This is a genomic window from Bacillus cereus group sp. MYBKT111-2, assembly GCF_051915205.1.
GTDB lineage: Bacteria > Bacillota > Bacilli > Bacillales > Bacillaceae_G > Bacillus_A > Bacillus_A paranthracis.
Genome location: NZ_JBQAEG010000003.1, coordinates 507,553 through 531,070, shown reverse-complemented (window position 1 = coordinate 531,070; position 23,518 = coordinate 507,553). Strand labels below are relative to the sequence as shown.

The following is a 23,518-nucleotide window of genomic DNA, read 5'->3' as shown; positions in this document are numbered from 1 at the left end:
GTTGTTTATAGACAAAAAGATGCCTTCAGGCATCTTTTTGTCGTTTTAAAATGATTTTATGGGCAAACAATCATACATCTTTGTTCTTTTTTATTTATTTTCTTTATGCTCTTTGTATTCATGTACTTTTTCTTTCACATTACCAACCGTATCTTTAGCAGTGCCTTTTACCTTATCCCATTTTCCTTCAGCTTGTAATTTCTTATTGTCAGTTACTTTCCCGACAACTTCTTTTACTTCGCCTTTTACTTTATCAATAGCACCTTCTACTTTTTCTTTTAAACCATGATCATGTTTAGTCATACATTTCTCCTCCTTGTAGTTTGATTAGAATTCTCTTTTCATATTGCAAGTTGAATGATGTATCTAGCAATAGCGTAACAGATTTAGTTTGAATATTCAAATGATTAATAGAGTTGAAAAGGAATTGTCATAAAGTGTATAAAGTTGTAATGAGAAGAGAAAGGATGTTAATTATATGTTTTTGGCGGTCCAGATTGATTTTGTATAAGCGATCTTCATATGGGCACGTTCCATATTATTTTGACTGCTGCTACCGAATCTTGCTTGTCCGACTATTAAATGACAATTGGATTCAATAGCTGTCTCAATTCGTTTTTGAATTAATGCAGTGTGACAACCTTTACGCTGAAATTCTGGCAAAGTAGCAGAAGCAGCTAATGATGCGACACCCTTATTTATATACAGGACACCAATGCCCGCAGGAATGTTTTGAACTTCAGCTATGAAAAAATGCCATCCTGGTTTATTGTGGAGAATTTCGTTATTTTGGCGCACGCCATCTTTTGTAAAGGATGGCATGTTAAATCCACGTACATATATGTCTGCAAAAACATCAAACTCATTTTCTTTTAGTTTGCGTACTGAAATGTTAGAAGGAAGAAGGGACGGATCTTCTCGCGGTGTACTATATAAAGCGGTATGGAAGCTAGATTGATAAAAACCTTTTTGAGATAAGTATTGAAATAGTTCAGCTGTACCTTGCGCTGGTGTAATTTCAAAACGGCAAGGAATTTGTAGTGATTGATAATAAGAGAGAATCGCATCTATCTCATCTGTATTTGTAAAGGTAACGCCTTTTACTGTATTAAAAGCAGGACCAGCAATTACTTTTGATGAAAAGGCAGTGGCACTACCGAACTTTTTCACTTGTACCTGCATTGGATTTCCGTCCATTGCTTGTAATAGTGCTAATCTAGAAGAAAGCATATGTATTTCTGCGTTTTCAATTTCTTGTGCGGTATTGATTGTCATAATTGTACTCATGAGATTCCCCCGTCAATAAATATATTTCATAGTACATATACGATGTTTGTTCTGAGATTCCTGTTGAAATGTAAGAGAATAAGAGGTTTTTTGGAAGGGAAATGGAAGTGAACTGTCGAAGGGAGTAGAAACAGATTAAAGGTGGTGCTCTCATGAAACAGAAAGACGTGCAGACATGCTCTCATTGTGGTTCTCAAAATATAGGAGAAGGGGAGTTTGTCGGTTATGCACAAATACGGAAAAAGGAGACGATGTTCACATCTTCACCAGTAGATGCTTATATTTGTACAGATTGCGGGAATGTCCTTTTATTAAAAGTACGACATTATGAAAAGTTTAAGCAGAAGCCGTTATGATTATTGAAAAGTGTTTTTATTAAAGAAGCTAATAGGAGTAATATTTTACATATATATGAATATGCCTTATATAAAGAGATGACAACATATACTGTGTGGGATGCTTATTAATCGTTGCACAACATACAAAAATATATAGAAGAAATTGTGAATTAATATGAGAAAGAAAATTAGCCCTTCTTGGAATATTTCATATCGAAAACTCCTTTAAATGAATAAGGGAGTTTTTATTTTTTTGTAACAATAATTACCTTTAATTGTTATAATTTGTTATTGGAATGAAATGTTTTATTAATGTCATAATCGTAGAAGAAAACTAGCTAAATCGTATGAAAAACCGCTATATAACACAATCGCAACCGTAAGTTGACAAAGTGCAACCGCAGGAAGATAGAGATAAAGGCAATGTTTACATACAATTTAGGTAAGAAAACAAAGGGGGACACACACATATGGGATTTGGTGAAAAGCTTTTTAAATTAAGAAAGGAAAAGGGCCTTTCTCAAGAAGCATTAGCTGAGAAATTAAACACAACAAGGCAAGCAGTTAGTAAATGGGAAAATGGTCAAGGGTTTCCTGAAACTGAAAAATTAATAATGATTGGAAATGTATTCGAAGTATCTCTTGATTACTTATTAAAAGAAAATGCTGAACAAAGTAACGAAAAGGAAAATGGTTATTACGTAAGCAAGGAAATGGCAGAAGGGTATGTAGCGTATGGACAAAAAATTTCTAAATATATAGCGCTAGGATTTAGTTTACTCATTTTATCTACAATACCGTATTTATTATTTAAAGAAAATGCAACAATGTCGACATTCCTTGTCATTATTGTTGCTGTTCTTGGAATTGGAGCGATGATGGTACCTGTAACGATAGAAGAGAGTCGATACAATGTATTGAAAAAGGAAGAACTATTATTTGATCAAAACTTTCTAAAAGAATTCACAAAAAGATATGCGATTATTAAGAAAAAGTATGCTGCAGTAATGATTGTTGGATTTTGTTTTATAGCAGCAGGAGCGCTACCTTTTTTATTTGAGAAAAAGCATATCACTTCAGGAGAATTAGTCCAGTATCACCCTTATTGTGTTGTACTTATTGCTATTGGAGTTTATCTTTTTGTTCGTGTGTTAGGAGTATTAGAGGCGTATCGAATTTTAGTAGAAAATAAAGAATATAGTAATCGTCTTATTTTTAAACTGAAAAAGAAAGTGAGAGAAAAAGTGGATAATTTTTAATAAATGAAAACATACTTTTATGAAAAGTTAAGATAGGAGTGTAATGATGTCAAATCTTCTAGAAATTGAAAATTTAAGTAAATCATTTGGAAACAAAGTTGTTTTAAGAGATGTTTCCTTCAATGTGCCGTCTGGATCAATTGTTGGATTCATTGGTGACAATGGAGCAGGGAAATCAACAACCTTTAAAACAGTACTAGAATTAATTTCTAAAGATAGTGGTACAGTAAAAATATTTGGTGAAGAAAATATAAATAAAGATGCCAAGATTAAGGAAAAGATAGGAGTCGTATTTGATGCTATGAATCTACCGGCTCATCTTACGATAAAGCAACTAAACAAAGTTTTTGAAAAGATGTTTGAATCTTGGGATCAAGATAATTTTTATCGATTAGTTCATACTTTTTCTTTACCTACTAATGAGAAAGTAGGTAAATTCTCGCGTGGAATGTCCATGAAACTAACTATAGCTGTTGCGTTATCGCATAATGCAAAATTATTAATTCTAGATGAAGCGACGGGTGGTCTCGATCCTTCATCTAGAGAAGAGGTGTTAGAGGAATTAAAAAGTTTTGTGAGTAAAAGTAATGGTGGTATACTACTTTCTTCTCATATTATGAGTGATGTAGAAAAAATAGCTAGCCATCTTATCATTATAAAAGATGGAGAAATTTTATTGAACGAAGAAAAGGATAAAGTTTTGAAAAGTTACTCCATTGTAGACGTTGATGAAGAACAATTAGCTTTAATTAACAAAGATATAGTTGTGGCTAGAAGGAGACTTGGTTCATATTTCAATGTACTCGTATCAGATATATATAAATTACCAAGTGGTATTGCTCATAGAACCATCTCGATAGAAGAAATAAGTGTCTTATTAACGAGGAGTGAAAAATAAATGAGAGGTTTATTATTGACAAACTATTATCTAGTGTATCGAACTTTCTTTATGTTCATGGGAATAGCGATATTGGGAGCTGGATGCGTTTTTTATTTTGGTAATGCTTCAATGTACCGTTTAATTGCTACGTTTATTATCTTTTTTGCTGCAATTCCTGCACTTGAAGTTATTAAATATGAGAGTAAGTCAGGTTATGAAAAATATGTACTTACTTTACCGATTACTAGAAATAACATTGTACAAAGTCATTACCTTTTCTATTTTTTAGTTGTAATTATTGGTACTTTATTGTCGTATGGCATATTTTATATACATAGTTTCGTTTCAGATACACCAATTGATGATGGGATATTTAAGAGTGTTTCTTTAGGGACGTTCATCATCCTTAATGCCGGAGCAATAGCCTACCCACTTCTCTATGTTTTTGGAGCAGAAAAATCTGATGCTATTACAATTGGAGGCGCATGCGGGGGACTTGTTACTTATTTTGGATTACAAAGTGTAATTGGCTATCTAATAGAACAATTTCCAATATCAAATTTAAATTCATCTTTATATGCTTCCATTCTATATACAATATTTGGCGTTATCATATATATCTTTTCTTTTGTTATTTCGGTATTTATATATCGTAAGAAGGAATTTTAGCATATCTTCTCTTAGTATTTTCTGAATTATTTCCAAAGAAATAATTCAGAAAATACAGAAAAATGTCGTGATTATTTGTAGAAGTCTGTTATAATAAACGAAAAATGAAAACGCTTTAAAGGGGGATATAACCAATATGATGATGAATGTACCGCTAACAATTAGTTCTATGATGGAAAGAGCAGAAAAACTGTTTTCGAAGAAAGAAATTGTTTCACGGACACATGACACAGTTACGACATTAACGTATAAGCAGTTAGGTGAAAGAACGAGAAGGCTTTCCAGTGCGTTAAAAAAATTAGGAATTAAAGAAGGCGAGCGTATAGGAACGTTAGCGTGGAATCATCATCGACATGTGGAAGCGTATTTTGCTATTCCTGGTATTGCTTCCGTTTTGCACACAATTAATATTCGTTTATCTCCTCAACATATTTCATACATTATTCAGCATGCAGAAGATCGAATTCTACTTATTGATGAAGATCTCGTACCGCTCATTGAAAATATTCAATCACAATTATCAACTGTACAAGCTTACATTATTATGACTGATAAAGATGAAATTCCAAATACTACGCTAGAACCTGTATATCATTATGAAAAACTATTAGAAGAAGGCGATCCAAATTTCCAATTTGTAAAAGATATTGATGAAAATACACCTGCTGGTATGTGTTATACGTCAGCGACTACAGGAAATCCAAAAGGTGTTGTATATACGCATCGTAGTACTGTACTGCATTGTATGGCACTCGGTTTAGCAGATACAGCTGCTTTATCGGAAAGTGATGCGGCGATGGCTATTGTACCGATGTTCCATGTGAATGCTTGGGGACTACCTTTCGCAGCTACTTGGTTTGGATCAAAACAAGTGCTTCCAGGACCGATGTTTACGCCAAAAATTTTATTAGAAATGATTCAAGCTGAAAAAGTGACGTTAGCTGCTGGTGTGCCGACAATTTGGCTTGGTGTATTACAAGAGTTAGAAAATAATAGTTACGATTTATCTAGTATGACGAGAATACTATGTGGTGGTGCAGCTGCACCGAAGAGTGTTATTAAAGCATTTGAACAGAAACATAATGTTCCGTTCATCCATGCATATGGTATGACCGAAACAAGCCCACTCGTAACACTTGCACGTTTAAAAAGTTATGAAACAGAATTATCGTATGAAGAGCAATTAGAAATTAGATCAAAGCAAGGGTATCTTGTCCCTGGTGTAGAGATGAAAGTAGTCGGTACAAATGGTGAAGTGAAGTGGGATGGTACGGAGATGGGAGAACTATGTTTACGAGCGCCGTGGATCACTGCAAGCTATTATAACGATGAGCGTACTGTCGAAGGTTTTCGCGATGGGTGGTTATATACTGGTGATGTTGTCACAGTGGACGAGGAAGGCTGCGTGAAAATTGTGGACCGTACGAAAGATGTGATTAAAAGTGGAGGCGAGTGGATTTCTTCAGTAGACCTTGAAAATGCTTTAATGGCACATGATGCTATATTTGAAGCAGCTGTCGTTGCTGTTCCTCATCCGCAGTGGCAAGAGCGCCCTGTTGCCTGCGTCGTTCAAAAGAAAAATAGTACAGTTACGAAAGAGGAAATATATGAGTTTTTAAAACCACAGTTTGCGAAGTGGTGGTTACCAGACGATATTGTATTTATGGAAGAAATACCGAAAACATCTGTTGGGAAGTTTTTAAAACAAGCGCTTCGGAAAGAACTTGAGCATTTGCATAGAGAGAAATAAGTGAATTTTTATTTGTAAACTTAAATGAATTGACGGTTGACAAAAGAAAGGCGGAAAGATAATATAATTTTTGTGATATGTTATCTAAAAACAATTTTAAGTTTACAAATGGGAGAAGCAAATATGAATACAAAAAACTTAGTTTTCGTCGCTTTATTTAGTTCTATTATGGGAGTGTTAGGGTTAATACCTCCAATTGCTCTTTCTATTACACCAGTTCCAATTACATTGCAATCACTCGGTGTTATGCTTGCTGGTGGGTTGTTAGGATCACGTCTAGGTGCATTAAGTCAGCTTATTTTCTTACTTATTGTAGGAGTAGGAGCACCATTACTTGCTGGTGGACGCGGTGGCCTTAGTGTATTTGTTGGGCCAAGTGCAGGATATTTACTTGGTTATATCGTTGGAGCGTTTGTCATTGGTTATTTAATTGAGCGTTTACGTGAAGTTTCTATAATAAAGGTATTATGTATTAATATAATTGGTGGTATTTTCGTAGTTTATGTATTTGGTATTATTGTACAAGCTTTCGTAATGGATATTTCTGTATGGGAAACGATGAAAGTAAGTGTCGTATTTTTACCAGGTGATTGTATAAAAGCGATTATAGCAGCAATTCTTGTAACGAAATTACATCGTTCATTGAAACATATTATTACGCCTGCTCTAAAGAGTGGGAAATATACAAATGCAGGATAAGAAAGAGAAGAAACACGTTAATTACGTGTTTCTTTTTGTTATTTTGTAAAGAAAGGACGTCTCAAATGGGGATTACAAAAGAATATAAACAGCATGTCTCTTCACAAGCTAATAAAATAGCAATAAAGGAAAATGATCGAGTTTTAACATATAAAGAGTGGTTTGAGTCAGTGTGTAAAGTAGCAAATTGGTTGAATGAAAAAGAGTCAAAGAATAAAACGATAGCGATTGTATTAGAAAATAGTATAGAGTTTTTACAACTATTTGCTGGTGCTGCTATGGCCGGATGGGTTTGTGTGCCATTAGATATAAAATGGAAAAAGGATGAGCTAAAGGAAAGACTAGCAATCAGTAATCCGGATATGATTGTGACAGAGCAATATAAGTTAAATGATCTATTGGATGAAGAAGAAAGGGTAATTGAAATTGATGAATGGAAAAGAATGATAGGAGACTATCTCCCTACGTATCATCCTGTAGAAAATGTACAACATGCTCCTTTTTATATGGGATTTACGTCAGGATCAACTGGGAAGGCAAAAGCATTTTTACGTGCGCAACAATCGTGGGTTCATAGTTTCGATTGTAATATACATGACTTTCATATGAAAGAAGAAGATTCTATTTTAATAGCTGGGACGCTCGTTCATTCTCTTTTTTTATATGGTGCAATAAGTGCATTATATGTAGGAGAAACGGTACACATTATGAGAAAGTTTATTCCAGATCAAGTACTGGATAAGTTAGAAACGGAACGTATTTCGGTCATGTATACAGTTCCTACAATGCTTGAATCTTTATATAAAGAAAACAGAGTAATAGAAAATGAAATGAAAATTATTTCGTCAGGAGCCAAATGGGAAGCTGAAGCGAAAGAAAAAATAAAGAGTATATTCCCTAATGCGAAAAAATACGAATTTTACGGTGCATCGGAGTTAAGCTTTGTAACAGCGCTAGTTGATGAAGAGAGTAATAGAAGGCCAAATTCAGTAGGGAAATCTTGCCACAATGTGCAAGTGCGAATATGTAATGAAGCAGGAGAAGAAGTACAGAAAGGTGAGATAGGAACTGTTTATGTGAAAAGTGATCAGTTTTTTATGGGATACATATTAGATGGGGTTTTAGTTCCAGAGTTGACTGCAGATGGCTGGATGACAGTGCGAGATGTAGGTTATGAAGATGAAGAAGGCTTTATTTATATTGTCGGTAGAGAGAAGAATATGATTTTATTTGGAGGAATTAATATTTTCCCAGAAGAAATAGAAAGTGTATTACATGAACATCCAGCTGTTGATGAAATAGTTGTAATTGGTGTGAAAGATAGTTACTGGGGTGAAAAACCTGTCGCCATCGTAAAAGGAAGTGCTACGAAGCAACAATTAAAAAGTTTTTGCTTACAACGATTATCCTCATTTAAAATACCGAAAGAGTGGCATTTTGTAGATGAAATACCGTATACAAATAGCGGAAAAATCGCTCGTATGGAAGCAAAAAGTATCATTGAAAATCAGGAGAAAATATATGAATAGAGCAGTTATTGTAGAAGCGAAAAGGACACCTATTGGTAAGGAGAATGGGATGTTAAAAGACTATGAAGTTCAGCAATTAGCAGCACCGCTTCTTACATTTTTAAGTAAAGGAATGGAGAGAGCGATAGACGATGTCATATTAGGGAATGTTGTTGGGCCAGGAGGGAATGTTGCGAGATTATCTGCTTTAGAAGCAGGGCTTAGTCATCATATTCCGGGTGTAACGATTGACCGACAATGTGGTGCCGGATTGGAAGCGATTCGCACCGCATGTCATTTTATTCAAGGCGGAGCAGGTAATTGTTATATTGCAGGAGGAGTAGAGAGTACAAGTACGTCACCTTTTCAAAATAGAGCACGATTTTCACCAGAAACAATAGGCGATCCTGATATGGGAGTAGCGGCTGAATATGTTGCAGAACGTTATAACATCACGAGAGAAATGCAAGACGAGTATGCTTGCCTCAGCTACAAACGAACACTGCAAGCGTTAGAAAAAGGATATATACATGATGAAATATTGTCTTTTAATGGATTGTTAGATGAGTCTATAAAGCCAGAAATGAATTATGAACGAATCATTAAAAGAACTAAACCCGCATTTCTACAAAATGGTACAGTAACGGCAGGGAATTCATGTGGTGTAAACGACGGGGCGTGTGCAGTTCTTGTAATGGAAGAGCGGCAAGCTCGAAAATTAGGATACAAGCCTATTCTTCGTTTCGTTTGTAGTGCTGTAGTTGGAGTGGAACCCAACCTTCCGGGGACCGGTCCAATATTTGCGGTGAACAAATTACTAAACGAAAGGAATATGAAAGTAGAGGACATCGATTATTTTGAAATAAATGAAGCATTTGCTTCAAAAGTTGTAGCTTGTGCAAAGGAGTTACAAATTCCATATGAAAAATTAAATGTAAATGGTGGTGCAATTGCACTCGGCCATCCGTACGGTGCATCTGGGGCTATGCTTGTAACACGTTTGTTTTATCAGGCGAAACGAGAGCGTATAAAATATGGAATCACGACATTAGGAATAGGGGGCGGAATAGGGCTTGCTTTATTATTTGAGAAAGTAGAAGACTAGCGAGGTATTAACTGTACTATGATTAATAGGGGATAATTAGTTCAATATATGAGTTAATATCCGCTCTTAGTAACTATAAAACAAACAAATATTATTCTATATTTTGGGGTTACCTGAGGTTGAATTTGTAAGCTTGAGCCTCAGATTATTGGTATAATGTAGTAATATGGGTGGAAGGTGGAAAAGCTGATATTAGTAAATTGAGCATACAAATTTGATATGCATCCAGATAAGTATTAACAACATTTCTCTCTCTGAACATAAAACTATACACATATTATGCTAGATAATATAGGCGTTATTCTTATTATATTGCTCTAAAATAATCAAACCAGTTTATTTGAAGAAAGGAATGGGGATATGAACATTGGTGAACGGATTCGACAAATACGTATACATAAAGAATTCACGCAAGGGGAAGTAGTATCAGGGGTATGTTCTATAACTTATTTAAGTAGAATTGAAAATGGACAAATTAAACCTTCAAATTCTGTTTTAAAAAAAATCGCTAAAAATCTAGATATTGATTACAACTTTCTTGTAGGTGCAGATTATGAGGATATTGAAGCTAAGATTCTTGAAATATGTAATAGGTATAAAAATGATAATGTTATAAACTCTAAAGACTTATCATCTTTAGAGTTATATGTTCGCGATACAGACTCTATTCTCTTATTATTAAAGGCCTATGGTGTTCTAATATACTACCATTCTCGAAATAATAACTTATTACATGTAGCAACGATTGTAAATGAGGCTTCGCAAGTACTTCCAAATCAAGTAGCCTCCCTGTATACTCAAGACTTTATATATTATTTAATGGCTCGAGGTTATTATTTTTCTAATAAACAAGACTATATGACTGCAAATGAAATTTATATGCAGACAGAGAGTTTACTTGGTCTAGATGAAACTAGGCTACACGCTGATATATATTATAATCTAAGTCTAACAAATCAAAGTCTTTATAAAGATCAAACGATTAGTCGTTTGTATGCTAAAAAAGCCTACAGATTGTATGAAAAATTAAATGTAGAAAATCAAGTAATAAACATTCTTATAATCATTGCACTACAATATCAAAAAGATAATCTACCCGAGAAAGCTCTTGAATCTTTAAAACAAGCAGAAATTAAAGCAGAGGTTAGTGCTAATCCCATGTATTTACCTTTGATTGCATATAATTATGGGAAAATATATCAAGGATTAAAAGATTACACCAATTCTATTAAATACTATGAAAAAAGTTTACAGACTAGCAATCTCTATCCAGATCAAGCTCAAAAAATATACGCAGTAAGAAACTTAATAGAAATTTATATAGAATCTAAAGACTGGAAAATTGTTAATAAACTGATGGATGATGCATTAGAAATGTTATCAATTTCTGATATGCCACACGCATATGTTGAAATATATGGACTGAAGGGGAAAATATCCAAATTAAGGGGCGATAATCATGGATATGAGAAAAATATGCAAAAAGCTATTGAAATGGGCCTAGAAAAAAAGCAATACCCTTTAGTTCGTGAACTCGCTACTGAACTAGGAAACTATTTTTATGATAATCGTGCCTATAAAATGTCAGCAAAGTACTTGAAAATATCCAGTCAACTCCCCACTTAAGCTACGCTTAAGTGGGCTTTCTTATGTATTGATCTAATAGGAAATTAACGCCAGTAAAACTAATATGTTTATAACGCTTCCATTCAAGTACATTACTTTCGTCAAATATCTAGTTAGGGGAGTACAACTTTCCTATATTTCAAAATAAGTAAAATACCAAGTTTAAAACAATTGATAATTAGCTAAAAATTTAATGGAATTTTACTAATTGTTATTAACATAAATGAACATGTATATTTTAAGTACAGAAATTCAAACAGTAAGGAGGTACTTATTCAATTGATTTTGATAATGATTATTTTGTTCGTTTAAAAGATATAAATATTCAAGACTTGAAGGCAGGAATAGGTGAACCATTAGGGCCATTAGCTATCGGATATATGATAAATCGAAACGAAAGTATCCGATTTATGTACCAAAGATTAAAAGAAGCAAACTACAGAATGTAAGTTAGGCTTACAAAAGAAATTGCATATACATGGAGAGTTAGAAGAACAAATTAAGTTATCATTTAATTTCAAGAAAATAATGATGTCTTTAAACGTCTTACAATGGATGAAAAAGACAGTATTTAAGCAAATTCAGATGATATGAACAAAAAAATTGATGGCACTGAAGATACAATGCAGCAGACCTTACTTAATAAATAAGAAAGAGGGATACATATGAAACGAAACGAAACGGGAACTAAGCGAGAAATAGTAAGATATACGGGGGGGATTGCTATACTTATATTATTGATATCCTTTATATATCAATGGAAAAATGGTTTAGAGGTTGATACTACTGAAAACTTCAGTCTGGCATTAATTGTTGCCATTTTCCTGTCTAGTTTTATTCCCGAAAGAAAAAGAGATAGTTAAATAATTGAATAGGAAATTGAGATCTATTTCTCAATTTCCTATTTATACAAATGTAAATTCAAAATAAGAGATAAATGCTTAATATCGGTGATTACATACTTGAATAACAAATAATTCTTATTCAATATTTAATTATCTTTTAAAGTTTTTTAGATTTAGGTCTTGATAGTAGTGCTATTAGTTTTCTACTTTTTGAGGAACATAAGCATTGCTACCAGGTTTTGCTTTTATTTCATTCCAAGCAGCGATCGCATCAGCTTTTGATTTTCCTTTGTTATTTGGATCTTCGAAAAAGTCGCGAGTGAAACGATTGTATTCAAACTGCGCGCTGATAGTTGTTTTATATGTAGGGTCTTTTTTTCGTTCGTTTTCTTCATACCAAAACGTTATCGCATCTTCATATGTTTTTCCAATATTCTCTTTAAAAAACTTTTGAAGAGCTACTGTAAAGCGGAATTTTGTTCCGATTTTTTCTTTAAAAAAAGCACGAACATCTTCGCTACAGCGGTGATTGTTAGTAATAATCGTTTGAAGAGAAAGGTCTTTATAAGAGAGGGAAGTTTTACTCGCTTTTGGACCAGAGCTGTTTTTTAATATTTTACCAGTATGTAAATAATGGGAGATACGATTGGCTATTTCAATCTTAGAGCCACTAGCTGGCAACCCATGCTCACGACAAAATGTTTGCAGTTCTTCTTTTAACCAATAATAGTTTTGGAAATCTTCAAGTGATATAGACTTTGTTAAAGGTGGACGCATGAATGTAACAACTTCTTTCTTCCATATTTTTCTTTAATTATAAAACGTACGTTCTTTTTATGGAAGGATTAATTTGTAAATATAATGGGAAGAGGAGATTACATATGGAAAATGTAATGCAAGTTCGTGTTACTGGAATTTTAATTGAAGATGAAAAAGTATTGCTAGTAAAGCAAAAAATTGCTAATCGGAATTGGTCTTTACCTGGAGGAAGAGTGGAGAATGGTGAAATGTTAGAGGAAGCAATGATTCGAGAAATGAGAGAAGAGACAGGGTTAGAAGTTAACATTCAGAAGCTACTCTATGTTTGTGATAAACCAGATGCACGCCCGTCTTTATTACATATAACGTTTTTGCTTGAAAGGATTGAAGGTGAAATTATGCTACCTTCTAACGAGTTTGATCATAATCCGATTCATGATGTGCAAATGGTGCCAATTAAAGATTTAAGCTATTATGGTTTTTCGGAAACTTTTATCAATCTTATAAGTGAAGGTTTTGTAAATGCAGGGAGTTATCAAGGTTTGAAACAAAATATAGGTCTGTAAATATAGTGGAAGGATAGCCGTTCGCTATCCTTCATAACATGTTTTACACTGCTGACTGTAAAGAAGAAACAAGTTGATTTAAAAACTCATCCCCAGTCATAATCGCTTTCCCACCGCCACGAGCACTTTTTTTATTTCCGCCACCTTTTCCTTCAATTGCAGGAAGTGCATCTTTTAAAAGAGCATTCATATCAAGCGTGACTGTTTTTCCACAAGCAAGAATACATTGTAATTTGTCCTCGTTTTCAATAACGAAATATGTAATGGCATGCTCTTGTTGTTCTGTAATAATAGCGGATAGCTTTGCGATTTCTTGCATAGAACGATTTGTAAACACTTTAGAAATAAGTATGCCAGCATGTATTTTGGTAGGTTGTTGAAGTAGTTCGTTTGCCTCTGCATATAATAATTTTTCATTCATTGTTTGCATAGCTTTTTCGGTTTCTTTTTGAGAAGTTAGAAGCTGTGCTACCTTTACTGGAATATCAGCTTCGCTACTGTTTAATTGTTTAGAAACATCCTTCATAATTTGTTGTTGTTGTCCCATTAATTTAAGTGTGCGCCAGCCAGCGATAAACGTTAGTCGTATTCCACCTCTATTGCGTTCCCATCCTAGTACTTGAATAGGACCTACTTCACCTGTGCGTTTCGGATGAGTTCCACCACAGCCGTTATAATCAAAGTTTTCGATCATAACAACGCGTATATTTTCTGTCATAGTCGGTTCTTTGCGAAGTGGTAATGTTTTCGCTTCTTCTAAGTTCATCCATTTAATAAGAATTGGATGGTTTTCAAAAACAATATTGTTCGCAATTTGCACTGCTTTTTCAACCGTTTCATTAGGGAGATTTTCCGCTTCTAAATCGATTGTTACTATTTCTTTTCCAAGATGGAATCCAATAGTAGGTATGTTAAAATAATCCCAAAAAGCAGCAGATAAAATGTGCTGAGCTGCATGTTGCTGCATATGATCAAAACGACGCTCCCAATTAATTTTACCTTCTACTTCTTCTGTATGTAATTGTTCTGCAATGAAGTGGTGGATTTCTTCGTCGACTTCTTCAACACCAAGTACAGCAATGCCATTTAAAGTTCCAGTATCATGGGGTTGCCCGCCACCTGTTGGGTAAAATGCCGTTTCGTTTAAAATAACGTATAAGTTACCGTCTTTATCATAATCTTGCTTTATAACTTTTGTAGTAAAGTCTTGCTTATAAGCGTCAGTGTAATATAATTTTTGCTCCAATTTTCTTTCTCCTCTCGCATTAACTAGTTTCATTGTAAAGCAATTGAAATTCGTTTCCTAATATTTCAGAAGAAAGAAGCCTTTTTTAGAATTTTCTTGCTATAATAAGAAAAAGAAAATGCGGGGGTGGAATGAATATGTTGTATGAAAACGGCGTAGATAAATTGCTTAGTTTAAGCAAAAATATTTCTGAATTGTATCGAGAGTTAAACGAAATGACCCGGATTTTAACGGATTGTAACCGCGAAAGTGTGAAGTTTGATCGGTTATATGTAAAAGAGTTACTGTGGAAGAAAGAAGATGTAATAGAGAAATATGACCAGCTACTTGTGCAACTTTGTATAAATGAATGCTTTGATTTAAAAAGTGTCATTACAGGGGAATATAAGTATACATATGAAGAAGTAGAAAACATCGTTTTACAATTTAATGAAAAGTATAATGTCGCAATTTTAATTAAAGATGTTTGTAAAGAATTACAGTTTACATATGGCATAGATATGGATATAACGAGAACAACGCGGGTATCAACAGCTCAAGTATAAAAAGGGAAAAGAAAGCAGATCCTTTGCTTTCTTTTTTTATGTGATAACAGGGAGAGTAGGTTTTTAAGATGAAGGGGAAGTTACAAAATATTCATCCGTTAGGAATGACAATTATAATCGGGACTTTATTTGCGAGGTTCGCCACGTCAATGAGTATTCCTTTTTTAGCAATTTATTTAACGACTGTTAAAGGCGTATCAGCTGGAATGACGGGTGCTATTATTGGAACGAGTGCACTTGTTGGAGTGTTTGCTAGTTTTATCGGAGGGAATTTATCTGATCGATTCGGTCGAAATATGATTCTAATATGGTCCATGATCGTTTGGGTATTTGTATTCATAGGATTTTCACTTGCAGATCATGTTTTAAGTTTCTTTTTATTAAATGCTTTAAATGGATTATGTAGGTCCTTTTTTGAACCGACGTCAAGAGCGTTATTATCAGATTTAACGAAACCAGAGTATCGTTTACTCGTATATAATTTGCGTTACGGTGCAATCAATGTTGGAGTAGCGATTGGGCCACTTGTCGGATTACAGATTGGAAGCGCAAAATCAACAATTCCTTTTTTAGTAGCAGCTGGAGTATATATTCTATATACAGTTATACTAGCGTTCCAATTTAAGAAATATCCAGTGGAACAAAAGAAAATCAATAAAGAAAAGCCTGTTACAATGCTAAATGCGCTGCGTATATTACGAAAGGATGTCGTATTTTTAGTTGCGTTAGTTGGTATTATTTTGAGTAATTGTGGTTTTTCTCACTTAACGACGACAGTATCACAATATTTTGCAAATGCACATATATTCCAGGATGGAGTGAAATTATTTTCATATATGTTAGTATTAAATGCGATTGTTGTAGTCGTAATTCAATATCCTGTTATTCAAATGTGTAAAAAGTATACACCATTAGCATCCATTATGGTTGGAACTTTATTTGTGAGCGGGGGATTATTTGGATTTGGAATAGTAGAATCTATGCTAGGTGCTGCTATTTGCACAATTATTTTTACAATTGGAGAAGTCTTAATGTTTTCGATGACGGATGTATTTATTGATGATATAGCTGTTGCGCATCTAAAAGGAACGTACTTTGGAGCAATGGGCTTTTCAGGAATTGGAGCAGTAATTGGTCCATGGTTTGGGGGCGTACTTCTCGATTACTACGGGTACCAAAATGGATTTAGTGTCTTTTCAGCGCTAGCTATATTTTCAACTGTAGCATTTCCTGTACTTTTAGTTACAAAAGGTTTATTGAAAAAAAGATATGATAGAAATTCTAATATGGAAGTACATGCGAAATAAAATAAGCCCCAGTAGACGACTGGGGCTTATTTTTGTATTTATTTTAATTCTCAATTTGAAAAAGAACTTTTTCCTCATGTTTATGAGCTACTTCGTTTTTGGAAATATGAATGGCTAAATATCCATTCTCTAAGCAGGCTAGCATCTTTTTATAAATAATATTATCGGGTAAAGGAATGATCCTCTGCAAAGAAATATTTTTATGAAGTATGCAAATGTTTAGGCCTGTCTTCATCTTTTTAATGACTACATTTTGTTCTGTCACATTTGGTACATCTGTTTCCAAAATGTATTCTTGTTCCGTTTCACAAAGGTCAATATGAATTTGATTTGGGAAACTAAAGTTGCTACAAGAATCAGAACAAAACTGATCCATCCATTCTTCGAAACCATCAACATGAAAAAGACAATCCTTCTTTTTCTTGCCCATGTAAGACACCCTCCGTAAAATCTCAATTCATACTATGTTATGCATGAATGAAGTAGGGGTGAAGAATAAATGGAAAAATATAAATATTGTATGTGGAAAAGGTAGCTAGTGTGCACTTTTTGTGTTACATATCATGATGCGCATGATGTTTTTGGCGTGAATGGTTACGATTTTTTACTTTATGAGATCCGCTTAACGGTTCAGGTTGTCCCTTTTTCTCTTTCGCTTCACGATTGTTTTTTCCCATTGTATGTGACACCTCCTCTTTCTCTTTAGAATGAGAGAAGTTTGCAAATTTATACGAGAATGTTTTTAGAAAAAAAGGTAAAGATAATTGGGACTAACTATTATGGAAAGGGGATTGTATAATGCCATATCATAAAGATAAACAACAAGCTTTTCAAGCGGCGCAGCAAGGTGTTACACAAGCAGAAAATGCATTTAACAACATTGTAAAAAATGATCCAAACTACGGTCATGATTTAAAAGAATTACGCCAAGAGGTTCAGGAAGCCTATGAACAGATTCAAAATGCACTAGAAGTAGCTTCGGAAACACAACGCCCACAACTTGAGCAATACGAAAATAATCTTCAAAATATTATGCAGCATGTAGATCAATTAGAAAAGTAAATGAGGTTGTTGTGTATTCGACAACCTCTTACTTTAACGAATATTATGCGAAAACAGAAAGTTTTTCTACTCATTTTTTCTTTATTATGTGCAGTACATATATTTCAAGTTGAAAAAGTGGAAGCGAAAATGTTGCTCAGAAAAGAGCTAGAACCAACTGGCTATGTAACATGGGAAGTACCTAATAATGAAAAGATTATTGCTATTACATTTGATGATGGACCGGATCCAACTTATACACCACAAATTTTAAATTTATTGCGCCAATATAAAGCAGAAGCGACATTTTTTATGATTGGATTTCGAGTTCAGCGTAATCCATATTTAGTGAAACAAGTGTTAAAAGAGGGGCATGAAATTGGAAATCATACGATGAACCATTTGTATGCAAGTAATTCATCGGATGAAAAATTAGAAAATGATATTTTAGATGGAAAGAAATTTTTCGAAAAATGGGTGAAAGAGCCTTTGCTATTCCGTCCTCCTGGCGGTTATATTAACGATGCTGTATTTAAAACAGCGAAAGAAGCTGGTTATCAAACGGTTCTATGGTCGTGGCATCAAGATCCACGTGATTGGGCAAATCCAGGGGTTGAATCCATTGTAAATCATGTAGTGAAACATGCTAAAAGTGGCGATATAGTATTGCTACATGATGGAGGAAATAATCGTAGTCAAACAGTAGCAGCACTAGCAAAAATATTACCTGAACTGAAAAAGCAGGGCTATCGATTTGTAACGGTTTCTGAATTGTTACGTTATAAACATTAGAAAAAATCCCAAAAGGTGAATGTTCCTTTTGGGATTTTTCGTTACTGGTTCTTTTTGCGTTTCTTATTATTTTGTCGTTCTGCAGCAGTTAAGTTTTCATTTGCAAACTCTTCGTTATAACCAGCACCTTGTCCTTGTGCAGATGCTGCATTCATTCCTGAAATAGTATGATTTGCTTTTCTTTTACCCATTTTATTTCACCTCTATAACTTTTTTTGTAAGTTGCATGATGAGCAGTTCATAGTATGTATGAACTGTAAAGAAAGCGCTAATAGAGCACTTTACTTTATGGTAATAGTATTCATAAGGAACATGAACACTATTCAAATTTAGAAACATAAAGAAAACTTATGATAATCTATAAGTTTCTTATTATTTACTTATTTAGAAAGTTGTAATAAGATATTATCGTAAGGTATTGAAAAGTTTGTCTACATTTTATATTCAGACAACTTAGTCACGTTTAACAGGGGGGAAACATAATGGTCAAACATAATCCATTTCAATCACGTGCAACTTTTGAAGTAGATGGAAAAACGTATCATTATTATGATTTGAAAGCGCTTGAAAATGCAGGGGTTGGCAACGTATCTCAATTACCATATTCCGTGAAAGTTTTACTTGAATCAGTACTTCGTCAAGTGGACGGACGTGTAATTACAGAAGAGCATGTTACAAATTTAGCGAAATGGGGAACGAAAGATGTGCAAGATATCGATGTTCCATTTAAACCATCTCGTGTAATTTTACAAGATTTCACTGGTGTTCCAGCTGTTGTTGATTTGGCTTCGCTTCGTAAAGCAATGGCAGACATGGGTGGGGATCCTGATAAAATTAATCCGGAAATTACTGTAGACCTTGTAATTGATCACTCTGTACAGGTTGATAGAGCGGGTACGGCAGACGCGCTTGCATTCAACATGGACTTAGAGTTTAAACGTAATGAAGAACGTTATAAATTTTTAAGCTGGGCACAAAAGTCATTTGATAACTACCGTGCAGTTCCACCAGCTACAGGTATTGTACACCAAGTAAACCTTGAATATTTAGCACCAGTTGTTCATGCTGTGAAAAATGCTGAAGGTGACTTAGTTGCATACCCAGATTCGTTAGTTGGAACAGACTCACATACAACAATGATTAATGGTATCGGTGTTCTTGGATGGGGCGTTGGTGGTATTGAAGCAGAAGCAGGAATGCTTGGACAGCCTTCATACTTCCCAGTACCTGAAGTAATCGGAGTGAAATTAACTGGTACACTTCCAAGTGGTACTACAGCAACTGACGTTGCATTAAAAGTAACGCAAGTATTACGCCAAAAAGGTGTAGTTGGTAAGTTCGTTGAGTTCTTCGGTAATGGACTAAAGAGCATGCCTTTAGCTGACCGTGCAACAATTTCAAACATGGCACCAGAATATGGCGCAACTTGTGGATTCTTCCCAATCGATGATATTTCATTAGAATACTTACGTTTAACAGGTAGAGATGAAGAGCAAATTCGCGTTGTTGAAGAATACTGTAAAGCGAACGGCTTATTCTATACAGCAGACAGCAAAGATCCAATTTACACTGATCTTGTTGAAATTGATTTAAATACAATTGAATCTAACCTTTCTGGACCGAAACGCCCACAAGATTTAATTCCACTTTCAGATATGAAAGATGCGTTCCACAAAGCTGTTGTAGCACCAGTTGGAACACAAGGACTTGGATTTAATGAGCAAGAGTTCGATAAAGAAGTGAAGGTTACATTAGAAGATAAAGAAGTAACGATGAAAACAGGTGCAATTGCAATCGCTGCAATTACAAGCTGTACAAATACATCAAACCCATACGTATTAATTGGAGCAGGTTTAGTTGCGAAAAAAGCAATTGAAAAAGGCCTTGTAGTACCTGAGTACGTAAAAACATCATTAGCACCAGGATCTAAAGTTGTTACAGAGTACTTAGATAAGTCTGGTTTAACAACATATTTAGATCAATTAGGTTTCCAAACAGTTGGTTACGGCTGTACGACTTGTATCGGTAACTCTGGTCCATTAGCGCCAGAATTAGAAGAAGCAATCGCAGCAAACGACTTATTAGTAACATCTGTTTTATCTGGTAACCGTAACTTTGAAGGTCGTATTCATCCACTTGTAAAAGCGAACTATTTAGCATCACCACCACTTGTTGTGGCATATGCACTTGCAGGTACTGTTGATATTGACCTGAAAAATGATGAAATTGGTAAAGATGCAAATGGTAATGCTGTATACTTCAACGATATTTGGCCATCAGCTAAAGAAATTGAAGATGTAGTTCAAAGCGTTGTTACATCTGAGCTGTTCAAGAAAGAATATGCACAAGTATTTAATAGCAATGAGCGTTGGAATGAAATCCAAACTTCAAACGAAGCTTTATATACTTGGGATAATGATTCAACATACATTCAAAACCCACCATTCTTTGAAGGTTTATCTAAAGAACCAGGTGAAGTTGAAACGTTATCAGGCTTACGCGTAGTTGGTAAATTTGGTGACTCTGTAACGACAGACCACATTTCACCAGCAGGTTCAATCGGTAAGCATACACCAGCTGGACGCTACTTATTAGAAAACGGCGTACAACCAGTTGACTTTAACTCTTACGGTTCTCGTCGTGGTAACCATGAAGTTATGATGCGTGGTACATTCGCGAACATCCGTATTAAAAACCAAATCGCACCAGGAACAGAAGGCGGATATACAACATACTGGCCGACTGGTGAAGTAACATCAATCTATGATGCTGCTATGAAATATAAAGAAGATGGCACAGGCCTTCTAGTTGTTGCTGGTAAGGATTACGGTATGGGAAGTTCTCGTGACTGGGCTGCAAAAGGTACAAACTTATTAGGTATTAAAGCAGTAATCGCAGAAAGCTTCGAGCGTATTCACCGCAGTAACTTAGTGTTAATGGGTGTATTACCACTTCAATTTAAAGATGGCGAAAGTGCTGAAACATTAGGTCTTGTTGGTAACGAGTCATTTGAAATTCAAATCGACAAAACAGTTAGACCACGAGATCTTGTAAAAGTAGTTGCAACTGATTTAGATGGCAACGAAAAACAATTTGAAGTAGTAGCTCGTTTCGATAGTGAAGTAGAAATTGACTACTACCGTCACGGTGGTATTCTGCAAATGGTTCTTCGTGAGAAAATCGAAGAGTCTAAAGTGTCGAACTAAATAATTAAAATGAACGATAAGGAAGCTAACAACTGTTAGCTTCCTTATTTTATGGAAAGGGATGAAACCATTTGGTTTCATCCCTTTCTTTTTACTATAAAAATGGAGGGAATACTATGAAAGAATATAAAAGAATTTTGTTACCGTTACAGAAAGAAAAAATATTAGTAATAGCAGCTGTATGCAGTGGGGTTTTTGCAGCTATTTTAAATCTATCCCGTCCACTATTCATGGGACTAATTGTAGATAACCTAATTCAACGAGAGCTGAAGGGAGCGTATTTTTACATTACTTTGTTTACAGTTACCCGCTTATTGATGTGGGTGAACAATCTTTCATTTGATTATGTAAGTTCAAAAGTGAGTCAGCGAATATTACGAGAGAAGCGTATAGATGTATTACGTCATTTTTTCTTATTACCGTTTGAAGAGAGTGAGAAAATTAAACAAGGAGAGCTAGAAACGTTAGTCGTGTCTGATATTCCGAACTGGGTCAGGTTATATGGTTCTATATTAATAGAATATATACACGCCATTGCGCAATTTATAGGTGCGTTCATAGCACTACAACATATAGATATACAGTTCATATTGTGGATAACTCCGTTTTTATTTTTAAGTGCAATGGTTCCGATGCTTTTAGGGAAGAAGGTAAGAAATATTGCTAGTATTGCTCAAAAAAATCAATCAACTGTTGTAGAGATGGTGTCACAGTTTGTAAAAGGAGCGCAAGATTTACGTAGTTTGCAAAAAGAAAAATGGGCTATTGGCTTATTTAAAGGAGTAACGGCACAATCTTATAAAACAGAAGTAAAGAAGACGATGATGCAGCATTACATTGGAGTAGTTGGAACAGTGATTGAAACAGGAGCATATATCGTTGTTCTTATTATAGGTGCGCAAAAAATAATGCAGGGCGAAATGGAGGTTGGTTCACTTGTTGCAGTGTTAGCGACAATTGAGATGCTCTTTTTCCCTGTCCGTTATGTGGGGGATTTATTAATGATGACACAAGTTGCAGCTGCTTCGGCAAGTAGAGTTTTTTCCTTTTTAGATAAACGAGTGGCAAATAGTAATGTAGAAAAAGCGATGGGGATGACAATAACAAATGTTTCATTTCAGGAGAATGGTGAAGAGAAATGCAGAATTAAGAATATTGATTTGCAAATTAATCCTGGCGAACTCGTTATGATTGTGGGAGAAAGTGGTGCAGGAAAAACAACGCTTTTAAAATTAATGACAGGTTTGTATCAACCATCTAACGGTAGTATTGCTTATTATGGAAATGAGGCTCGATTGACTACAGTGTGGCAAGAACCTCGATTCTTTCGGACGACAGTAAAAGAGAATATGTATTTCGGGGAAGTGGGCTTAGAAAACGAGTTAGAAAAAAGTGCTGAACTTGTAAATGTAACGCCGATTATTAGGGGGTTACCTGAAGGTCTTCAAACTGTACTACATAAAAGCGGTGAAGAGTTTTCGGGAGGAGAAAGAAAACGGCTTGCATTATTGCGAGCAATTGGTTCAAATCCGAATTTTATTATTTTAGATGAACCGACTGCGGGATTAGATCCGGGCAATCAAGAATTTGTTTGGAATATGATAGAAGGACTAGGAAGCGATGTAACGAGAATTGTAGCAACGCATGATGTAGAGAAAGTGATACTAGCAGATCGCGTTGTCATCATGAAAGAAGGAAGTATTGTAGCATGTGGAAGTCCTGAAAAATTAATAAATAGTCATTTGTTTTTTTAAGGGATGTGAATAAAGATAAGAGCATTGTTCTTATCTTTATTCAGCGTCATTTATTTGATACTCGATAGATTCGGAATGATTCAGATCAACATTAAAAGTAGCAGTCATAAGGAAAGTTGTAATTCCAAGAATTAAGAAAAGGACGAATGAGACTAGAGAGATGTAAAGACAAATACGCCCTACTTTCTTTTTTTCAATATCTTTATTAAAGAGTGAAATGATCCATGTAATAATACCGATTGGATATAAAAGAAAACTAAGAATATATAATGTTATTTTTTCGAATGAATTCATAAACAATCCCCCTTTTGTTGAAGGTTATATAACCATGAAAAT

25 protein-coding genes and 2 pseudogenes are annotated in these 23,518 nt (G+C 34.6%); 19 read left to right on the top strand and 8 right to left on the bottom strand.

What is annotated here, in order from left to right:
• Nucleotides 1-90: 90 nt before the first annotated feature.
• Both ACTFNE_RS11480 and ACTFNE_RS11475 read right to left on the bottom strand, forming a co-directional pair.
• The gene (locus tag ACTFNE_RS11480) at nt 91-303 is read right to left on the bottom strand and encodes a CsbD family protein (protein ID WP_000160409.1); all 213 of its coding nucleotides are present in this window, start codon (nt 301-303) and stop codon (nt 91-93) included.
• Between the two features lie 171 nt (nt 304-474).
• Nucleotides 475-1,287, bottom strand: a complete 813-nt coding sequence (locus tag ACTFNE_RS11475) for a GNAT family N-acetyltransferase (protein WP_000104265.1) — start codon at nt 1,285-1,287, stop codon at nt 475-477.
• A 152-nt stretch (nt 1,288-1,439) separates the two neighbouring features.
• Between ACTFNE_RS11475 and ACTFNE_RS11470 the strand changes: the two genes are divergently transcribed.
• From ACTFNE_RS11470 to ACTFNE_RS11415, 12 genes and pseudogenes are all read left to right on the top strand, one after another.
• Nucleotides 1,440-1,643: a hypothetical protein gene (locus ACTFNE_RS11470; protein ID WP_046198969.1), complete on the top strand. Its 204-nt coding sequence runs from the start codon at nt 1,440-1,442 to the stop codon at nt 1,641-1,643.
• A 3-nt stretch (nt 1,644-1,646) separates the two neighbouring features.
• Nucleotides 1,647-1,751 (top strand): annotated as a pseudogene (locus ACTFNE_RS11465) (GNAT family N-acetyltransferase); the annotation flags it as partial.
• 344 nt (nt 1,752-2,095) lie between these two features.
• Entirely contained in the window at nt 2,096-2,884 is a 789-nt protein-coding gene (locus ACTFNE_RS11460) for a helix-turn-helix domain-containing protein (protein WP_270704971.1), read from the top strand.
• A gap of 46 nt (nt 2,885-2,930) precedes the next feature.
• The gene (locus tag ACTFNE_RS11455) at nt 2,931-3,782 is read left to right on the top strand and encodes an ABC transporter ATP-binding protein (RefSeq protein ID WP_000067330.1); all 852 of its coding nucleotides are present in this window, start codon (nt 2,931-2,933) and stop codon (nt 3,780-3,782) included.
• Nucleotides 3,783-4,433, top strand: a complete 651-nt coding sequence (locus tag ACTFNE_RS11450; RefSeq protein ID WP_046198967.1) for an ABC-2 transporter permease — start codon at nt 3,783-3,785, stop codon at nt 4,431-4,433.
• Between the two features lie 136 nt (nt 4,434-4,569).
• On the top strand, nt 4,570-6,183 hold the full coding sequence (locus ACTFNE_RS11445; RefSeq protein ID WP_270704973.1) for a long-chain fatty acid--CoA ligase: 1,614 nt from the start codon (nt 4,570-4,572) through the stop codon (nt 6,181-6,183).
• Nucleotides 6,184-6,306: 123 nt separating this feature from the next.
• Nucleotides 6,307-6,882 carry a biotin transporter BioY gene (locus ACTFNE_RS11440; RefSeq protein WP_270704974.1) on the top strand — a complete coding sequence of 192 codons (576 nt, stop codon included), beginning with the start codon at nt 6,307-6,309 and terminating at the stop codon, nt 6,880-6,882.
• Between the two features lie 65 nt (nt 6,883-6,947).
• Nucleotides 6,948-8,411, top strand: coding sequence for an acyl-CoA synthetase (locus ACTFNE_RS11435; RefSeq protein ID WP_270704975.1), 1,464 nt, complete (start codon nt 6,948-6,950; stop codon nt 8,409-8,411).
• Complete coding sequence (locus ACTFNE_RS11430; protein WP_270704976.1) at nt 8,404-9,495, top strand: acetyl-CoA C-acyltransferase; 1,092 nt, start codon at nt 8,404-8,406, stop codon at nt 9,493-9,495. Before ACTFNE_RS11435 ends, ACTFNE_RS11430 begins: the two co-directional genes overlap by 8 nt.
• 360 nt (nt 9,496-9,855) lie before the next feature.
• Entirely contained in the window at nt 9,856-11,121 is a 1,266-nt protein-coding gene (locus ACTFNE_RS11425) for a helix-turn-helix domain-containing protein (protein WP_088023433.1), read from the top strand.
• 266 nt (nt 11,122-11,387) lie between these two features.
• A pseudogene (locus tag ACTFNE_RS11420) lies at nt 11,388-11,715 on the top strand (hypothetical protein); the annotation flags it as partial.
• 71 nt (nt 11,716-11,786) lie between these two features.
• The gene (locus ACTFNE_RS11415) at nt 11,787-11,984 is read left to right on the top strand and encodes a hypothetical protein (protein WP_270704978.1); all 198 of its coding nucleotides are present in this window, start codon (nt 11,787-11,789) and stop codon (nt 11,982-11,984) included.
• A gap of 177 nt (nt 11,985-12,161) precedes the next feature.
• On the opposite strand, the gene ACTFNE_RS11410 is transcribed toward ACTFNE_RS11415, so the two are convergent.
• Entirely contained in the window at nt 12,162-12,743 is a 582-nt protein-coding gene (locus ACTFNE_RS11410) for a DUF6434 domain-containing protein (protein ID WP_001247754.1), read from the bottom strand.
• 104 nt (nt 12,744-12,847) lie between these two features.
• Here ACTFNE_RS11410 and ACTFNE_RS11405 point away from each other — a divergent pair, with 104 nt between their 5' ends.
• On the top strand, nt 12,848-13,291 hold the full coding sequence (locus tag ACTFNE_RS11405) for an NUDIX hydrolase (protein ID WP_000432557.1): 444 nt from the start codon (nt 12,848-12,850) through the stop codon (nt 13,289-13,291).
• 43 nt (nt 13,292-13,334) lie between these two features.
• Here the strand turns inward: ACTFNE_RS11405 and ACTFNE_RS11400 are convergent, their stop codons facing one another.
• Entirely contained in the window at nt 13,335-14,537 is a 1,203-nt protein-coding gene (locus tag ACTFNE_RS11400; RefSeq protein WP_270704979.1) for an alanyl-tRNA editing protein, read from the bottom strand.
• 137 nt (nt 14,538-14,674) lie between these two features.
• Here ACTFNE_RS11400 and ACTFNE_RS11395 point away from each other — a divergent pair, with 137 nt between their 5' ends.
• On the top strand, nt 14,675-15,082 hold the full coding sequence (locus ACTFNE_RS11395; RefSeq protein WP_000965134.1) for a hypothetical protein: 408 nt from the start codon (nt 14,675-14,677) through the stop codon (nt 15,080-15,082).
• Between the two features lie 68 nt (nt 15,083-15,150).
• On the top strand, nt 15,151-16,389 hold the full coding sequence (locus ACTFNE_RS11390; RefSeq protein WP_270704980.1) for an MDR family MFS transporter: 1,239 nt from the start codon (nt 15,151-15,153) through the stop codon (nt 16,387-16,389).
• A gap of 43 nt (nt 16,390-16,432) precedes the next feature.
• On the opposite strand, the gene ACTFNE_RS11385 is transcribed toward ACTFNE_RS11390, so the two are convergent.
• Together ACTFNE_RS11385 and ACTFNE_RS11380 are read right to left on the bottom strand one after the other, a co-directional pair.
• Nucleotides 16,433-16,819, bottom strand: a complete 387-nt coding sequence (locus tag ACTFNE_RS11385) for an Hsp20/alpha crystallin family protein (protein WP_000516745.1) — start codon at nt 16,817-16,819, stop codon at nt 16,433-16,435.
• Between the two features lie 124 nt (nt 16,820-16,943).
• Nucleotides 16,944-17,066 (bottom strand): small acid-soluble spore protein P, encoded by a 123-nt coding sequence (locus ACTFNE_RS11380; protein ID WP_000517649.1) that lies wholly within the window; start codon nt 17,064-17,066, stop codon nt 16,944-16,946.
• A 121-nt stretch (nt 17,067-17,187) separates the two neighbouring features.
• On the opposite strand from ACTFNE_RS11380, the gene ACTFNE_RS11375 reads away from it, so the two are divergent.
• On the top strand, nt 17,188-17,451 hold the full coding sequence (locus ACTFNE_RS11375) for a hypothetical protein (protein WP_001146294.1): 264 nt from the start codon (nt 17,188-17,190) through the stop codon (nt 17,449-17,451).
• A gap of 45 nt (nt 17,452-17,496) precedes the next feature.
• Complete coding sequence (pdaB, locus tag ACTFNE_RS11370) at nt 17,497-18,222, top strand: polysaccharide deacetylase family sporulation protein PdaB (protein WP_046199008.1); 726 nt, start codon at nt 17,497-17,499, stop codon at nt 18,220-18,222.
• A 41-nt stretch (nt 18,223-18,263) separates the two neighbouring features.
• Here the strand turns inward: pdaB and sspO are convergent, their stop codons facing one another.
• Nucleotides 18,264-18,413, bottom strand: a complete 150-nt coding sequence (gene sspO / locus ACTFNE_RS11365) for an acid-soluble spore protein SspO (RefSeq protein ID WP_000518051.1) — start codon at nt 18,411-18,413, stop codon at nt 18,264-18,266.
• 291 nt (nt 18,414-18,704) lie between these two features.
• On the opposite strand from sspO, the gene acnA reads away from it, so the two are divergent.
• Complete coding sequence (acnA, locus tag ACTFNE_RS11360; RefSeq protein WP_000238566.1) at nt 18,705-21,428, top strand: aconitate hydratase AcnA; 2,724 nt, start codon at nt 18,705-18,707, stop codon at nt 21,426-21,428.
• 116 nt (nt 21,429-21,544) lie between these two features.
• Nucleotides 21,545-23,182, top strand: coding sequence for an ABC transporter ATP-binding protein (locus ACTFNE_RS11355; protein WP_270704982.1), 1,638 nt, complete (start codon nt 21,545-21,547; stop codon nt 23,180-23,182).
• Nucleotides 23,183-23,218: 36 nt separating this feature from the next.
• Here ACTFNE_RS11355 and ACTFNE_RS11350 read toward each other — a convergent pair whose 3' ends face one another.
• Entirely contained in the window at nt 23,219-23,476 is a 258-nt protein-coding gene (locus ACTFNE_RS11350; RefSeq protein WP_001083868.1) for a hypothetical protein, read from the bottom strand.
• Between the last annotated feature and the right edge of the window lie 42 nt (nt 23,477-23,518).

Excerpts from the sequence above, each read along its gene's own strand:
- ACTFNE_RS11390 (WP_270704980.1), top strand. The coding sequence starts at position 15,151 with ATGAAGGGGAAGTTACAAAATATTCATCCGTTAGGAATGACAATTATA.
- sspO (WP_000518051.1), bottom strand. The coding sequence starts at position 18,413 with ATGGGTAAAAGAAAAGCAAATCATACTATTTCAGGAATGAATGCAGCA.
- ACTFNE_RS11405 (WP_000432557.1), top strand. The coding sequence starts at position 12,848 with ATGGAAAATGTAATGCAAGTTCGTGTTACTGGAATTTTAATTGAAGAT.
- ACTFNE_RS11475 (WP_000104265.1), bottom strand. The coding sequence starts at position 1,287 with ATGAGTACAATTATGACAATCAATACCGCACAAGAAATTGAAAACGCA.
- ACTFNE_RS11385 (WP_000516745.1), bottom strand. The coding sequence starts at position 16,819 with ATGGGCAAGAAAAAGAAGGATTGTCTTTTTCATGTTGATGGTTTCGAA.
- ACTFNE_RS11355 (WP_270704982.1), top strand. The coding sequence starts at position 21,545 with ATGAAAGAATATAAAAGAATTTTGTTACCGTTACAGAAAGAAAAAATA.
- ACTFNE_RS11375 (WP_001146294.1), top strand. The coding sequence starts at position 17,188 with ATGCCATATCATAAAGATAAACAACAAGCTTTTCAAGCGGCGCAGCAA.
- ACTFNE_RS11380 (WP_000517649.1), bottom strand. The coding sequence starts at position 17,066 with ATGGGAAAAAACAATCGTGAAGCGAAAGAGAAAAAGGGACAACCTGAA.
- ACTFNE_RS11440 (WP_270704974.1), top strand. The coding sequence starts at position 6,307 with ATGAATACAAAAAACTTAGTTTTCGTCGCTTTATTTAGTTCTATTATG.
- ACTFNE_RS11425 (WP_088023433.1), top strand. The coding sequence starts at position 9,856 with ATGAACATTGGTGAACGGATTCGACAAATACGTATACATAAAGAATTC.
- ACTFNE_RS11435 (WP_270704975.1), top strand. The coding sequence starts at position 6,948 with ATGGGGATTACAAAAGAATATAAACAGCATGTCTCTTCACAAGCTAAT.
- ACTFNE_RS11445 (WP_270704973.1), top strand. The coding sequence starts at position 4,570 with ATGATGATGAATGTACCGCTAACAATTAGTTCTATGATGGAAAGAGCA.
- ACTFNE_RS11480 (WP_000160409.1), bottom strand. The coding sequence starts at position 303 with ATGACTAAACATGATCATGGTTTAAAAGAAAAAGTAGAAGGTGCTATT.
- ACTFNE_RS11350 (WP_001083868.1), bottom strand. The coding sequence starts at position 23,476 with ATGAATTCATTCGAAAAAATAACATTATATATTCTTAGTTTTCTTTTA.
- ACTFNE_RS11395 (WP_000965134.1), top strand. The coding sequence starts at position 14,675 with ATGTTGTATGAAAACGGCGTAGATAAATTGCTTAGTTTAAGCAAAAAT.
- ACTFNE_RS11470 (WP_046198969.1), top strand. The coding sequence starts at position 1,440 with ATGAAACAGAAAGACGTGCAGACATGCTCTCATTGTGGTTCTCAAAAT.
- acnA (WP_000238566.1), top strand. The coding sequence starts at position 18,705 with ATGGTCAAACATAATCCATTTCAATCACGTGCAACTTTTGAAGTAGAT.
- ACTFNE_RS11460 (WP_270704971.1), top strand. The coding sequence starts at position 2,096 with ATGGGATTTGGTGAAAAGCTTTTTAAATTAAGAAAGGAAAAGGGCCTT.
- ACTFNE_RS11455 (WP_000067330.1), top strand. The coding sequence starts at position 2,931 with ATGTCAAATCTTCTAGAAATTGAAAATTTAAGTAAATCATTTGGAAAC.
- ACTFNE_RS11415 (WP_270704978.1), top strand. The coding sequence starts at position 11,787 with ATGAAACGAAACGAAACGGGAACTAAGCGAGAAATAGTAAGATATACG.
- ACTFNE_RS11430 (WP_270704976.1), top strand. The coding sequence starts at position 8,404 with ATGAATAGAGCAGTTATTGTAGAAGCGAAAAGGACACCTATTGGTAAG.
- ACTFNE_RS11410 (WP_001247754.1), bottom strand. The coding sequence starts at position 12,743 with ATGCGTCCACCTTTAACAAAGTCTATATCACTTGAAGATTTCCAAAAC.
- pdaB (WP_046199008.1), top strand. The coding sequence starts at position 17,497 with ATGCGAAAACAGAAAGTTTTTCTACTCATTTTTTCTTTATTATGTGCA.
- ACTFNE_RS11450 (WP_046198967.1), top strand. The coding sequence starts at position 3,783 with ATGAGAGGTTTATTATTGACAAACTATTATCTAGTGTATCGAACTTTC.